Below are 13,598 nucleotides of genomic sequence, written 5' to 3' on the forward strand. Positions count from 1 at the left end.
ACCTTCGCACGGTCACCGTGTGGAGACCACCGTGGTCTTCAGCTGCGTGTAGTGGAACAACGACTCGAAGCCCTTCTCTCGGCCCAGCCCACTGGACTTGTAACCGCCGAAGGGCGTCTCGATGCCGGTGCGGCCGCCGTTGACGATCACCTGCCCGGCGTCGATCCGGGAGGCCACTCGCAAGGCCCGCGCCGAGTCGGCAGTCCAGACGCCGGCCACCAGGCCGTACTCGGAGTCGTTGGCGAGCGACACGGCGTCGTCCTCGGTGGTGAAGCGGGTGACGGCGAGCACGGGACCGAACACTTCTTCGCGGAAAATCCGCATCTGGGGGGTGACGTCGGCGTAGACAGTCGGCTCGACGTAGCGGCCGACGGCAAGCTCGCCAGCCACGGCGTGGCCGCCCGTGACCAGCCGTGCGCCCTCGTCCTCTGCGACCTCGAAGTACTCGACGACCTTCGCGAACTGACCTTCGGTAGTCATCGGAGCCAGGCGCTCGCCCGGCGTCCGGGCCCGCATCTGCTCGGCGACACGCTCCAGCACGGCGTCGTGGACCTCGTCTTGGACGAGCAGGCGGCTGAGCGCCGCGCATTGCTGCCCGGCACCGACGCATATGGTGAGGGCGCTGGCCACAGCGCGATCGAGGTCGGCGTCAGCGAAGACGACGTTGGCCGACTTCCCACCAAGCTCGAGGATGGCCGGAACCAACCGCCGCGCTGCCCCCTCGGCGACCCGCCGCCCGGTGGCGACCGAGCCGGTGAAGGCGACCAGGCGGACGTCGGGGTGGTCGACCAGGGCAGCACCGACGTCGGAGCCGGTGCCGACGACGACGTTGACGACGCCAGCGGGGATGCCGGCCTCCTCACACAGCCGCGCCAGCATCAGCGTGGTCGAGGAGGTGAACTCCGAGGGCTTGACCACGACGGTGTTCCCGGCCGCGAGCGCGGCGGCCATCCCACGTGCGGCCTGGGTGAGTGGCCCGTTCCAGGGTGTGATCATGCCGACGACGCCGTACGGCTCGCGACTGGTGAAGGCGTGGTCACCGGCGCCGAGGTTGATGGTCTCGCCGAACAGAGCGCGGACGACGCCGCCGTAGAACTCGAAGTAGTCGGCGGCGACGTTCAGCCCTCCGCGCATCTCGGCGACGAGCTTGCCGGTCTCCTCGACCTCGGTGGCAACGAACTCGTGCTGTCGTTCACGGAGCCGACGGGCAACCTCGGCGAGCAGGCGGCCGCGGTCGACGGGAGCGCGGTCAGCCCAGTCCCGGGCCGCCGCCCGGGCGGCGGCGACGGCGGAGGCGACGTGCTCAGGTCCTCCCAGCGCGACGCGAGCGATCACGGCGCGCTCGAACGGCCCCTCGATGACGAGCGTCTCCTGTGTCCCCCGCGGCACGGTCTTGCCGCCGATCCAGTGGTCCAGCTCGCGCGGCATCCTGCCTCCCAGGCTAGGCCGTTCGGCCCTCACCATTATTCAATCATGGCTTGACTATTATTGAGATGGCGAGTCATCGGCGTCTCTCCTCCGGGCCGCGAGTTCAGCCGGCTCGGGCTCCCCGAGGTGCACATGAGGGAGAGGCCGTCACGCGGTTGCGGGAGAAGCCGCTGCGGAGGATCAGTGGCTGGAGGAGCCCGGCGTCGGGCAAGTCGGCTCCTATGGTCCGGTGTGATAGAACCTAACTAGAAAATTATAGGGAGGTTTGGAGACATGACCAACAGCCCGGAGCTGCCCGCCCTTGACGGCGTCCGTGTCCTCGACGCCACCCATGGCATCACCGGACCGCTGGCCGGCATGGTGCTCGGCGACTTCGGGGCTGAGGTGATCCGTCTCGCCGCGCCGCATGACCCGGAGGACCGCGCCCGGCCCGGGGCTGTCGCATGGCACCGGAACAAGACCGTCGTTCCCCCGGAGCGAGGGCCCGCCCTGGCCGCAGCTGCCGACCTCGTCCTCACCTGCGACGGCGCCACCGCCGCCACGCTGGGTTTGTCCCTCGATGCCGAACCTCCCGCCGGCGTCGTCCACCTTCACCTGCCGCTGTGGCACGAGGAATTGGATCTCGACCCGTTCACTCGCGACCGCATGGTCTCGGCCGAGTTCGGGGCCGCCCGGCGACAGACGTCGTTCAGCGGCGGGCCGGTCGACGAGGTCTACCCGTTCCTCGCCTACATGCAAGGGGTATGGGGGGCCACGGCAGGCATAGCCGCACTGGTCGAACGGGCGCGCGTAGGACGCGGGCAACGGGTCGTCGTCGATCCGCTGCACGGCTCGATGGTCACCGTGATCACGACGATGCTGGTCAGTCCGGACGAGCCGCTGCCCGACACCACGGTCGGGCCCGGTGGCCCCAACCCCACCTTCGGGACCTACCGCTGCTCCGACGGCGACTGGCTGTTCGTCGGCGCCCTTGGCTCGAAGTTCCAGGACCTGCTGTTCGCCTGTCTCGGCACCACCGACATCGTCGACGACCCGCGGATCAAGAACGTCCGTGAGCGTCTCTACGCGCCCGGCAACCGCGGCTGGGTCCGCGCCCGCCTCACCGAGGCCTTCCTCACCCGGGACCGCGCCACCTGGCTGGCCGAACTGGCCGAGGCCGGGTGCCCGGTCAGCCCGGTCGGCGACCGGGACGACTGGCTGGACCATCCCCAGGTCGCCGCGCTGAACCAGCGCCTGGAACTCGACGATCCCTTGGTCGGCCCGGCCGTGGTCACCGGCGTCGGCGCCGACCTCTCGCGCGGCGCCTTCCGCAATCACACCGCCCGGCAGTTCGCCGACGACGCCGCGTGGGCACCTCGCAAGCGCGAACAGCCCGAGCCGGTACACCCCAAAGGCACCGGCCCGCTGGCCGGCATCACCGTCGCCGACCTGGGCACCGTGCTGGCCGGCCCGTACGCGGGCATGCTTCTGGCCGCCCTCGGCGCCAACGTGCTCAAGGTGGAGACGGTCAAGGGCGACGAGCTGCGGCTACGCGGCTACGGCATCGCCCGCGGCCAGCGCGGCCTGGGTATCGACCTGCGCCACCCCGACGGCTACGCCGCCTTCCTCCGTGTCGTCGCCAGCAGCGAAGTCGTCCTGGACAACTACCGTCCCGGCGTCCTCGACCGTCTCAAGATCGACGACGCCACCCTCCGAAGCGTCAATCCGGCACTCGTGACGACGTCGATCACCGGCTACGGCGCGACCGGCCCGCTCGGTGGCCACCCCGGTTACGACCCGGTGGTCCAGGCCCTGGCCGGGATCATGAAGGCCCAGGGCGGCCCCGACGAGCCGGTCTTCTCGACCCTGGCGATCAACGACGTCACCGTCGCCTGCCTTGCCGCCCTGGGTACTTGCGCCGCGCTCTACCAACGATCCGTCGGGCGGGGTGGGCAGCACGTCAGCACGTCGCTGGCCACCGCCGCGACCTTCATGCAGAGCGGAGAGCTCGTCCGCTATGCCGGCCGCCCCCCGGCCGAGACCGGCGGCCGCGACTTCCCCGGCCCGAGCCCGGCCTCCCGCTTCTACGCCTGCGCCGACGGCTGGGTCCGTGTCCACGGCATCAGCGATGAACTCATCCCAAGGCTCCCCGCTCTCACCTCGGAGGAAGTGGTCGAGCTCGTCACCAAGGCCGGCGGCGCCGCCGCCCGCGCCCGCGACTTCCGTGAGGTCGTCAACGACCCAGAACTCCTCGGCGACGGCCACGTCGCCGAACTCGTCTGGCCCGACGGCAACTCGACGTTCCTGCCCCACTGTCTCGCCACGTTCAGCGCCCACGCACCGTACGAAGTCATGCGTGCGACCGGGCACGGCGAGTACTCCCGCGAACTGCTGGCCGAGGCCGGGCTCGAACCGCAGGAGATCGATCACCTGATTGACGCTGGAGCGGTCGTCGTCGGCGAGCCGATGCACTCTGTTGTGGGCGTCGGCTACCGCTGAGCGGGCACGGAGACGGTGGCGGTGCCCGGCGCCGAGACGACGCCGTCGCCGTTCTCCACCCATACCTCGAGATCGGCGAACACCCGCTCGTTCCCGGACCGCACCGCAAGCACCCGCGCCTTCACGTCGAACAGAGCGTTCCGAAGCGTCGGCGCTCGGAACCGCAGCGCCACCGCCTCGATCCTGCCCTCCGGCGGCAGCCACTCGCGCAGCAGCCGGTGCACGTAGGACCACTGCAACCGGCCCATGATGATCGCGCCCGGGTAGCCCGCCGCGCGACCGGCATCGTCGTCCATGTGGATCGGGACGAACTCGTCGTTGACGGCGGCGAACCGGTTCCACTCCGGGAAGCTGCTGCTCCGCGGCCCGGCGGCCACCTCCTGGCCCACGCTGAACATCGCCGTCTCCGTCAGTAGCGGATGGCGGTCTGGCGCTCGACCTGCACGCGCTCGCCGTCCTGGTTGGTCCACACCGACTCGGTGACCGAGATGAGCATCGGGCCCATCCGGCCGGTCTTCTCGACGTACGAGACCAGCCGAGTCTCGGAGCGGATCACGTCTCCCGGCCGGATCGGGACCCCGTAGCTCACCTCGGTGCCGCCGTTGACCTGGTTCCGCAGACCAGGACCGGCGATGCCGATCGCCTTCTCCATCCGGTCGGTGTCCCTCGACTCCGGCGCGACAAGCGGTTCCCGTTGCGACGCCACCATCCACGCGAACGGATTGAACTCCTCGGGTGCGACGACGCCGCCCGGCGCCGTCTCGTCGCAGAACCGGCGCGGTGGCGGGTCGGGGTAGTGCACCGCGATCGCCCATCGGCGGATGTCCGAGGCCGCGACCGGATAGGAGACCTTCCAGTCGATGACGGACCCGACGGCGGCCGCCATCTCTGAACTCACCAGGCTCATGACTACCGGTCCCGGTGATCGCTACGTCCAGCGACCTTGGGATGGGCGTACGGGTGGGCGGCGACGACGGTCGGCGGCTGCTCGGCCAGCAGTCCCGCGGTGGCCCGCCGGTATGCCTCGACCACACGGTCCTCTTCGGCGTAGTCGAACGGGTCGACCAGATTCCCGGCGGCGCCCTCGTCCGGCGGATTGTCGAGGTACCAGCGCACGGTCTCGGCCAGCGCCTGGGCCGCCGGAACCGGCTCGACGTAACCGAGCCGGTCGGCTGCCTTGTGGATGTTCACCAAGAGGTGGGCGTCGTGGGAAATCGGGAACAGCCCCCGCCCCGGGCCGGCCAGCTCGAACGGCATCGACACAGGCTGCAGCGAGCCGCCCGCCGCCGCCGCGCAGACCTCGACCCACTGTCGCACTGTGAACTGGTCCCGGTCGCCGACGTTGAAGACCTCCCCCGCCGCTGCCTCGGGCCGGTCGACCGCGGCCAGCAGGTGGGCCGCTGCGTTGACTGCTGCACAGCGCGTGGTGATGGTCAGCCCGGCGTCGGGGACGATGATCCGGTCCCGGCCGTCGCGCACCCGGCGCACCACCGACCACTCCCGTGGGTAGACCTGCCGCGGGCCGTAGATCGTGGGATAGCGGAACAGCGAGGCGCGGAAGGCGCCTTCGGCGTGCAACGCCATGACGTGCTGCTCGGTGGCCCTCACCTTGCGGGCGAACCCTTCGCCGGTGGTCTCCTCCACCAGCTCGGCCCGTCCGACGTCGGCCATTTCTTCCCGGGCGAGCACCGGCATCCCGTGCGGCTGGAGCCGCCCCGGCTCGTGGTACCCGGCGTAGACGGGCAGGCCACTGACGGCGACCAGGTCCCCGCAGCGCCCGACCAGGGCGTCGGCCACCAGGCGCAGCCGGCCGTAGGTCGCGACAACGACGTCGAACGACCGCCCCGCCAGCGCTTCGTCCAGCGGTTCACGGAAGTGGGGGTCGGCGTGGACGTGCTCGTAGTCATCCAGTCCGGGAGCCTCGTGAGTGCCGCGGTGCAGCAGGGTGACGGCGTACCCGCGCTCGGCCAGCCCGGCGGCGACGTGCGGTCCGGTGGGGCCGCTGCCCCCCACCAGCAGCGCGGTTTTCGCTTCCATGCTTGCAGCATAACTCAACTAAGACATAACTTGAACTGCATTGCGGCGCAGGCCTTCGAGGGTGGTGACCGACGTCCTCGACGAGGTGATCGAGCGGGGCGAGCGCGACCTCGTGCCGGACATCTCCGGAGCAGTTCACCCTCGACTTCTTCCATCTGATCACCGCGGGAGGCGACACGTCCCGCAACGTCGTGTCGACCGGGATGACGGCGCTGTTCGCGCACCCCGCCCAGCACCGAAAGCTCATCGCTGACCCGTCGCTGGTACCTGGCGCGGTCGAGGAGATGCTGCGCTGGAACCCGCCCCGACCGTGGTCGGGCCGGCCTCACAGCCCAGTGGGGCCGGCCGCCTCGACGGCACGGAACGACGCCCGGACCTCCTCGAGGAAAATGTCCGGCTCCTCAAGCGCGGCGAAGTGGCCGCCGCGGTCGGTCTTCGCGTAGTACCGCAGCTCGGGGAACCGAAGCCGGGCCCAGCGCTCGGAGGCGCCCAGGATCTCGGCCGGGAAGACCGAGTAGCCGACCGGGACCGTGACGGCCGAGTGGTCCGCCACCGCGGCGTCGGTGCTCTCCCAATACAGACGGGCGGAAGAGGCCCCGAGATTGCCGAACCAGTAGAGCCCGATGATGTCCAGGATCCGGTCGCGGGCAACGGCGTCTTCCGGGAGACCGGAGTTGTCGGTCCAGCCGTGGAACTTCTCGACGATCCACGCTGCCTGCCCGATCGGGGTGCCGGCCAAGGCGTAGCCGATGGTCTGCGGCTTGCTCGACTGCAATATCGAGTACGCCACCTCCTGCGACCACAGCTTGTGGGCCTTGGCCACGTAGCTGTGCTCTTCCTCGGTCAGCTCGCCGAACCCGGCCAGCTCGGCTGTCGGGTCGGCCCCGGAGACCCAGAAATTCAGGTGGATCGCCCGGACCTGCTCCGGGTGCTGCTTCGCCAGCGCCAGGGAGACGACGAACCCCAGGTCACCGCCCTGGGCGTAGAACCGCTCGTAATCCAGCCGGCGCATCAGCTCGACCCAGGCCGTGGCGATCCGCTGTGCGCCCCAGCCCGGCCCGGACGGCTTCCCGCTGAAACCGAACCCCGGCAGCGACGGGACGACGACGTGGAACGCGTCGGCCGGGTCGCCGCCGAACCGCTCCGGGTCTGCCAGTGGCTCGGCCACCTCCAGGAACTCCAGGTAGGAGCCGGGCCAGCCGTGCGTGAGGATCAGCGGCCGGGCCGTGGGGACCGGCGAGGGCAGGTGGGCGAAGTGGATGTCGAGCCCGTCGATCGACGTCTTGTACTGGGGCAGCCGCTGCAGCCGCGAGTTGGCGGCGGTCCAGTCGTACCCGTCGGCCCAGTAGCCGACGAGGTCGCGCAGGTAGTCCTCCGGGACGCCCTGTTCCCAGCCGGCCACGGTCTGCGGGTCGGGCCAGCGTGCATCGGCCACGCGGCGCCGCAGGTCCGCGACCGCCTCGGCGTCGAACTCCGGCGTGAACGGCCTGATCTCCATCAGCTCTCCTGCTCGGTCGGCCGGACGATCATTTCGTTGACCGCCATCCGGGGCGGCCGGGTGACGATGAATTCGACGGCGCCTGCGATGTCATCGACGTCGAGGTACGGTGCCGGCGCGTCGCGGGTGTCCCGCCCGGCTCGGCGCGAGGCGAGCACCGCGGCCTCGGTGCGCACTGCACCGGGCAGGATCGTGCCGACCCGCACATGGCGGGCGGTGACCTCCTGTCGCAGCGACTCGCTGAACGCCAGGACCGCCGCCTTGGTCGCGGCGTACACCCCCGCCCCGGCCTGCACCCGCCGCCCGGCGATCGAGGCGACCGACACGAGGTCGGCCACGCCTCGCGGCCCGCGCGCGGCGTCCAGCAGGTGCGGTAGTGCGGCCCAGGACAGGGCCATCGTCGCCTCAAGGTTGAGGTCGACCATCCGGGCCCAGTCTCCCCGGTCGGCCCCGACGATCGGCCCAACCCGGGCCTCGCCCGCGTTGTTGACCAGGACGTCGAGGCGGCCGCACTCGTCGATGACCCGCCGGACCATGTCATCGGCCGCACCGGTCACGGTGAGGTCGGCCGGGACGCAGACCGCGCCGTCCGGGATCCGGGCCGCCACCTCGGCCAAGGCGTCAGGTCGCCGCGCGACCAGGGCGACCCGCGCCCCGGCCGTGGCCAACCGGAGCGCGATGGCCGCCCCGATTCCGCTCGAAGCCCCGCTGACGACGGCGACGCTGCCGCTCAGGCTGCCCATCACTACGACGGGCTCAGCCCGCCAGCTCCTGCTTCTTGTCGACGTTGATCTGTGGGTCGATGATCCCTTCGTTCATCGCCTTGATCAGCAGGGCGACGTGCTGCGAGTAGAACCGGGCCAGCCGCAGACCGGTGGCCATGAACCAGAGCTTCTGGTGGCCGGAGTGGCGGAGCGTCGTCCGCAGCTCGCCGCGGTCGTCGACGTTCCACACCGTCGCCAACTGATCGGTCACCGCGTCGCCGACGACAGGTCGGACGACCTCGCGCATGTTGCTGTAGCCGGTGCAGAACACGACGACGTCTGCGGCTTCCTCGGTACCGTCGCGGTAGATCACACCGTGCGGGGTGAACCGTTCGATCTGGCCCGGCTGGATCCGGATTTCGCCGTCGATGATGAGCCGGCAGTTGCCCTTGTCGATGTAGACGGCGCCGCCGCCACGGGTGGTCAGATGCGCCTGCCCGGCGTCGCCCGGCCCGAGGGTGGTGCGGAAGCCGGCCTTCTCCATCCCGGCGATCAGATCGGCGTCGAGCTCGGCGATCCGACGGGTAACCGTCGGCGCGAGCTGCAGGCCGAGGGCCAGCGGGTTGGTCGCCGAGAGCAGGTCGGCAGTGGAGATCTCCGGGCCGTTCTCGTTGTAGAGAGCGCCGAAGAGCAGCTTCAGCCCGTTGCGCTGAGAGAACACCAGCACCGGGCTGCGCTGCACCATCGTGATGGAGGCGGCCTCGTTCTCGTAGGCGTCTTGGGCGATGTCGTGCGCGCTCGCCCCGGCACCGACGACGACCACACGCTTCCCACGCACCGATTCCCCGCCGGGGTGCTCGCTGGAGTGGGCGATCGTCCCCTCGAACAGCTCCTCACCCTCGACCTCGGGGCGATAGGGGATGCCGTCTTTGCCGGTGGCGAACACGAGATGCTGGGGACGCAGGGTGCGACGCTCGCCGTCGTGGTCGAGCTCGACGGTCCAGCGGGCCTCGGCCTCGTCGTAGCTCGCGGAGTGGACGGTGGTACTGGTCCACAGGTCCAGGTCGAGGAGGTTGACGTATGCCTCCATCCAGTCGGCCAGCATCTCCTTGGGCGTGAACAGCGGCCACGTCTTCGGGTAGGGCAGGTACGGGAACTCGGTGGACCATTTGAAGTCGTGCAGCAGCAGGCCGTTGTAGCGCAGCCGCCAGTTGTCACCGGCGCGCGCATAGCGGTCGACCAGGAGCGTCGGGACCCCGAGCTGGCCCAGCCGTGCGGCCAGGAACAGTCCGGAGTGGCCGGCTCCTACGATCAGGACGCTCGGGTCGGCGTCTCGGTACTGCCGTCGTTCGGCCCGAAGGTCGGTCAGCGATCGACGGGCGCCGGGAGTGGACGGCGAGTTGTTGGCCTCGCTGGCGGCGTCGTCGACGGAGATCGTCGGCTCGGGGAAGTCGCGCAGCCCCTCGAGGCTGGTCGAGACAACCCACGATCGCCACTCACCGTCCTCCTCGCGGACCAGGCGGATCACGCCGCGGCCGACCGACGCGCGAGTGGCGAAGTGGTAGATCGCCTCGATGTAGCGGCCGTTGAAGGCAACCGGCCACGTTTCGTCCAGTCTCAGGTCGCCGAAGCCGGTCTCGTCCAGGGCGGTGGCGAGCTGCTCGACGATGTCGTCGGCGCCGTGCATGCCGACCAGGTCCCAGGTGAGCGCGTAGATGTCGCGCCACCACGGGTCGGCCGACAGCAGTCCACGGACACCAAGGAGATCGTGCTCGGTCAAGGCGCGGTCCAGAGTGGTCAGCCACTGCTCGGCCACGGCGCGGTGGTCCACCGGCTCCTCGGTGACGGCCGGACCGGTCTCGAGCTGGGTCATCGTCCCTCGTCCTCCTGGTTCAGCTGGGCGCGGAACCTCCGGACCACATCGGGCGACGGCAGCGCGATGAGCTCCACCTGAGTGCCGTCGGGGTCCTCGCAGAGGAAGAGCGTCACCGGGCCGTAGTTCTTGACGATGGTCGTGGTGAGGTCGGAATAGACCTCGTAGCCCATCCGGACCAGCCGGGCGTGGATGACGCCGATGTGTTCGGCGCCGACCGGGAAGGACAGCTGGCCCATCCCGAAGTCGCCGGGCCGCTTGGGGCGCCCCTCGTCGTTCTGGGGCAGGTTCCACTTCACCAGCTCGAGCTGGCCCACCCGGGAGTCACCCTGCACGAACACCGTGGTGCCGGTCGTGCCCTCGGGCAGCCGCATCAGCGCCGGCGTCAGGTCGCTGGTCGGCTTCTCCAGTGTCTTCCGCATACCGAGGCCTTCGACGTAGAAGCGCAGCGACGCCTCCAGATCGCGGACACCGATGGCAACGTGGTTGAGGCTCCGGACCCCGACGCGGGTCTCCTCGGTCACTGCGCTCACAGCACGAACCCCTCCTCCTTGAAGGGACCGTCGCGCCACTCGAGGGCGGCCTTCAGCCCGTCGCGCGCGGCCTTGGTCTGGAACTCGCCCGCTCCAGGGCGGAACGAGCGCGCGATGGCGTACCAGGGCACGACGCTCTGCAGCGCGGCTCGGAACCCCATCGCCTCGTAGCTCTGGTTGAGGCTGAGCTTGTTGGCGGCGAGCATCGCCGGGTGCAGTTGCGCCATCGGCCGCAACTCACGCATCACCTGCTCGTCCAGCTCCTCGGCCGGAAAGCTCCTGGCGATCCAGCCCAGTTCCTCGGCCCGCTTCCCGGTGATCGAATTGCCGGTCAGCTGCAGGTACTTGGCCTGGGCCATCGACATCTTCCAGGGAAAGTACTCGATGTCCGGGGTGGACTGGGCGCGGGTGGGCGGATAGCCCATCACGCAGTCCTCGGCGGCGAACACGATGTCGCACATCGACATCAGCTCCGAGCCGCCCGCCAGCGCGTAACCGTGCACCTTGGCCACTACCGGCTTGAGCAGGTCCCAGATGGTCAGCCAGTCCCGCAGGCAGCTACGGGGGAACTGGCCCGTCCAGGACTCGAACAGCGGAGAGGCGTTCCAGCCGTCGGGGCGCTCGGGACGCTCCTCACCACCTGCGTAGCTGTTCATGTCGTACCCGGCGCAGAAGGCCTTACCGGCTCCCTGGATGAGGACCACAGTGACGTCGTCGTCGGCCTCGGCCGCCTTCAGAGCATGGATCACCTCGCGTCGCAGCGCCGGGCTCAGGGCGTTGCGCTTCTCCGGGCGGTTGAGGGTGATCGTCGCGATCCGGTCGGCGACGTCGTACAGGATGTTCTCGTAGTCCACTCTGACTCTGCTCTCTTCGTCGGGGTCCCGGGGCGGGCGGAGGGTCAGCCCCCGGCGACCTGGTCGGCGCCCAGCGGCCGGGGTGGTGTGCGGATCGAACCGGGGGTCCGGCTCAAGCGGACCGGAACACCCAGCATCCGCAGGCCGTCGAGCTCGGTGACCATGCCGCGGGCAGCGACGTCCTCGGCGTCGAGCACTTGCGGCAATGACCGCACGAGCGTCGCGGGCACGCCCTCGGCGATCAGCGTCCGGGCCAGGTCGACATCCGGGTCGAGCGCGGCGATCAGCCGGGCCAGGACGGCATTGAGCTCGTGCCGGTGGGCCAGGCGGTCGGCATTGCGGCGGAACTGTGGGTCGTCGGCGAGCTCTGGTGCGCCCAGGAAGCTGACCAACTCGGCGAACTGCCGGTCGCTGCCCGCGGCCACGTAGACCTCGCCGGCCGGCGAGGGAAACGTCTCGCAGGGGGCGATGTTCGGGTGCGCGCTGCCCAGCCGGTGCGGTGGGGCGCCGGTCATGAAGTAGTTGGCCGCCGCCGGGTGCAACAGGCTCATCGCCCCGTCGACCAGGCTGATGTCGACCCGCTGGCCCTTCCCGGATTCCTCCCGCTCGTGCAGTGCCAGCAGGACGCCGGAAAGGGCCAGAAGCCCGGTGGTCAGGTCCACCACCGGCATCGGGATCCGAAGCGGCGGACCTCCAGGCTCACCGTTGAGGTCCATGATCCCGGTGTAGGCCTGGATGACGGCGTCGTAGCCGGGCAGCCCGGCCATCGGCCCGTCAGGATCGAACGCCGAGATCCGGCAGTGCACCAGGCGTGGAAGTCGCTCTGCCAGCATGTCCGGCGCCAAGCCCCAGCGGGTCATCGCCCCCGGCTTGAAGTTCTCGACCAGAACGTCGGCATCGGCCAGGAGCTCGAGCATCAGTTCCCGTCCCTCGGAGGTGCCGAGGTCCGCCGCGAGGTGACGCTTATTGCGATTCAACCCGGCGTAGTAGGCGCTGACGCCGTCCGGCCGGGAAGGGCCCCAGGAGCGGGTGAGGTCTCCGGTGACCGGCTCGACCTTGACTACGTCCGCGCCGTGGTCGCCGAGCAACTGGGCGCAGTAGGGGCCCGCCAGCACGCGCGAGACGTCCACCACGCGGACGCCGGCGAGCGCGCCCCCGGTCATTCCGCCGCCCGCAAGACCTCTTTGGCGTCGGGGGCCCCGGCCATCCGGCGCTTGCGCATCTGGATCTTCCAACGCCCGTCCTCACGACGGAAGGCCCACTCGTTGAGGGAGGCGCTGAGCAACTTCAGGGCCGGGCCGTCCTGGTGGAAGATGAACGAGTAGCCGTTGGCCACTGCGTCGTCCCCGATCACCTTCACCGCCAGGTTGTTGCCCTGGACGTGGAAGCTGCGGCCGTAGAAGCCGTTGTCGTGCTGCGCGGTGCGTTCACTCAGGAACCGGCGCATCTGAGCCAGGCCTTCCCAGCGGACGATCTCGTAAGGGTCCTCGCCACGGCCGGAGGAGACGTCCATGACGCAGTCCTCCGTGAACAGACCGAAGTACTCCTCGTCGAGGGGCGCGTCGGCGTAGTAGCCGTAGCGGGCGAGGAGCTCGCGGATCTCCCGGTCGTCCTCAAGTTCGCGTAGCCGCGCCTCGAGAACCGCCAGCCTGTCCTCCACCGGGAACCACCTTTCCGAGTTGTCTTCAACAAGACAGTAACACCACTGTTAATGAGTGTGGACTCGCTGGTCGAACTGAAGAACGGTCCCGTCCGGATCCTTCACGAACATCGCGCGCATCTTCTGGTCCGCCGACTCGCCGTAGCCGACACCGACGGTGTCCTTGATCGACACGGGTTCATACCCGGCTGCGCGCAGCCGTTCGGCCAGAGCAGGGATGTCGTCCACCCAGAACCCGACGTGATGGATCCCGATGTGCTCCAGGGTGAGCGGCTGGTTGTCGGCCGGCTCGTCGGACTGGGAGATGGCCAGGAATACGCGGTCGCCGTACCCCTCCCCCTCGTTGCCTCCCATCCTCAGCATCACTTCACGACGGCGCGTCGAGCCGACGCCGGGGCCGTAAAGCGCGTCCACCGGCGGCTCATTGGTGGCGTCACGGATCACCGTCATCCCGAGCACGTCGCGGTAGAAGGCGAGGGACCGCTCGAGATCGCGGACGCCGATGGCAATGTGCGAGGCAAGCTTCATGGCGC

The 13,598-nt window shown here is 69.8% G+C and carries 13 protein-coding genes; 1 reads left to right on the forward strand and 12 read right to left on the reverse strand.

The features are described from left to right. Nucleotides 1-12 precede the first annotated feature (12 nt). Nucleotides 13-1,428: an aldehyde dehydrogenase family protein gene (locus CTZ28_RS21940; protein WP_121891381.1), complete on the reverse strand. Its 1,416-nt coding sequence runs from the start codon at nt 1,426-1,428 to the stop codon at nt 13-15. A 273-nt stretch (nt 1,429-1,701) separates the two neighbouring features. Here CTZ28_RS21940 and CTZ28_RS21945 point away from each other — a divergent pair, with 273 nt between their 5' ends. Further along, a complete protein-coding gene (locus tag CTZ28_RS21945) occupies nt 1,702-3,906 on the forward strand; it encodes a CoA transferase (RefSeq protein ID WP_121891382.1) in 2,205 nt (734 codons plus the stop codon). On the opposite strand, the gene CTZ28_RS21950 is transcribed toward CTZ28_RS21945, so the two are convergent. From CTZ28_RS21950 to CTZ28_RS22000, 11 genes are all read right to left on the reverse strand, one after another. Next, on the reverse strand, nt 3,897-4,304 hold the full coding sequence (locus CTZ28_RS21950) for a MaoC/PaaZ C-terminal domain-containing protein (protein WP_121891383.1): 408 nt from the start codon (nt 4,302-4,304) through the stop codon (nt 3,897-3,899). The two genes, CTZ28_RS21945 and CTZ28_RS21950, sit on opposite strands and share 10 nt — an antisense overlap. An 11-nt stretch (nt 4,305-4,315) precedes the next feature. Continuing rightward, nucleotides 4,316-4,813, reverse strand: coding sequence for an FAS1-like dehydratase domain-containing protein (locus tag CTZ28_RS21955; protein ID WP_220795372.1), 498 nt, complete (start codon nt 4,811-4,813; stop codon nt 4,316-4,318). Nucleotides 4,814-4,815: 2 nt separating this feature from the next. Continuing rightward, on the reverse strand, nt 4,816-5,943 hold the full coding sequence (locus CTZ28_RS21960; RefSeq protein WP_121891385.1) for an NAD-dependent epimerase/dehydratase family protein: 1,128 nt from the start codon (nt 5,941-5,943) through the stop codon (nt 4,816-4,818). A 325-nt stretch (nt 5,944-6,268) separates the two neighbouring features. Next, nucleotides 6,269-7,441: an epoxide hydrolase family protein gene (locus tag CTZ28_RS21965; RefSeq protein WP_121891386.1), complete on the reverse strand. Its 1,173-nt coding sequence runs from the start codon at nt 7,439-7,441 to the stop codon at nt 6,269-6,271. After that, on the reverse strand, nt 7,441-8,184 hold the full coding sequence (locus CTZ28_RS21970; protein WP_220795373.1) for an SDR family oxidoreductase: 744 nt from the start codon (nt 8,182-8,184) through the stop codon (nt 7,441-7,443). The genes CTZ28_RS21965 and CTZ28_RS21970 overlap by 1 nt, the downstream gene beginning before the upstream one ends. Nucleotides 8,185-8,197: 13 nt before the next feature. After that, nucleotides 8,198-10,018 carry an FAD-dependent oxidoreductase gene (locus CTZ28_RS21975; RefSeq protein WP_121891388.1) on the reverse strand — a complete coding sequence of 607 codons (1,821 nt, stop codon included), beginning with the start codon at nt 10,016-10,018 and terminating at the stop codon, nt 8,198-8,200. Next, a complete protein-coding gene (locus CTZ28_RS21980) occupies nt 10,015-10,551 on the reverse strand; it encodes a VOC family protein (protein WP_183154512.1) in 537 nt (178 codons plus the stop codon). The genes CTZ28_RS21975 and CTZ28_RS21980 overlap by 4 nt, the downstream gene beginning before the upstream one ends. Then, nucleotides 10,548-11,405, reverse strand: a complete 858-nt coding sequence (locus tag CTZ28_RS21985; protein WP_121891390.1) for an enoyl-CoA hydratase-related protein — start codon at nt 11,403-11,405, stop codon at nt 10,548-10,550. Before CTZ28_RS21985 ends, CTZ28_RS21980 begins: the two co-directional genes overlap by 4 nt. Before the next feature lie 44 nt (nt 11,406-11,449). Next, a complete protein-coding gene (locus CTZ28_RS21990) occupies nt 11,450-12,568 on the reverse strand; it encodes a CaiB/BaiF CoA transferase family protein (protein WP_121891391.1) in 1,119 nt (372 codons plus the stop codon). Further along, nucleotides 12,565-13,065, reverse strand: coding sequence for a nuclear transport factor 2 family protein (locus CTZ28_RS21995; RefSeq protein WP_121891392.1), 501 nt, complete (start codon nt 13,063-13,065; stop codon nt 12,565-12,567). Before CTZ28_RS21995 ends, CTZ28_RS21990 begins: the two co-directional genes overlap by 4 nt. 48 nt (nt 13,066-13,113) lie before the next feature. Continuing rightward, nucleotides 13,114-13,593, reverse strand: coding sequence for a VOC family protein (locus CTZ28_RS22000; RefSeq protein ID WP_121891393.1), 480 nt, complete (start codon nt 13,591-13,593; stop codon nt 13,114-13,116). Nucleotides 13,594-13,598: the final 5 nt, after the last annotated feature.

This window comes from Streptomyces shenzhenensis (assembly GCF_003688995.1).
GTDB classification, from domain to species: domain Bacteria; phylum Actinomycetota; class Actinomycetes; order Streptomycetales; family Streptomycetaceae; genus Streptomyces; species Streptomyces shenzhenensis_A.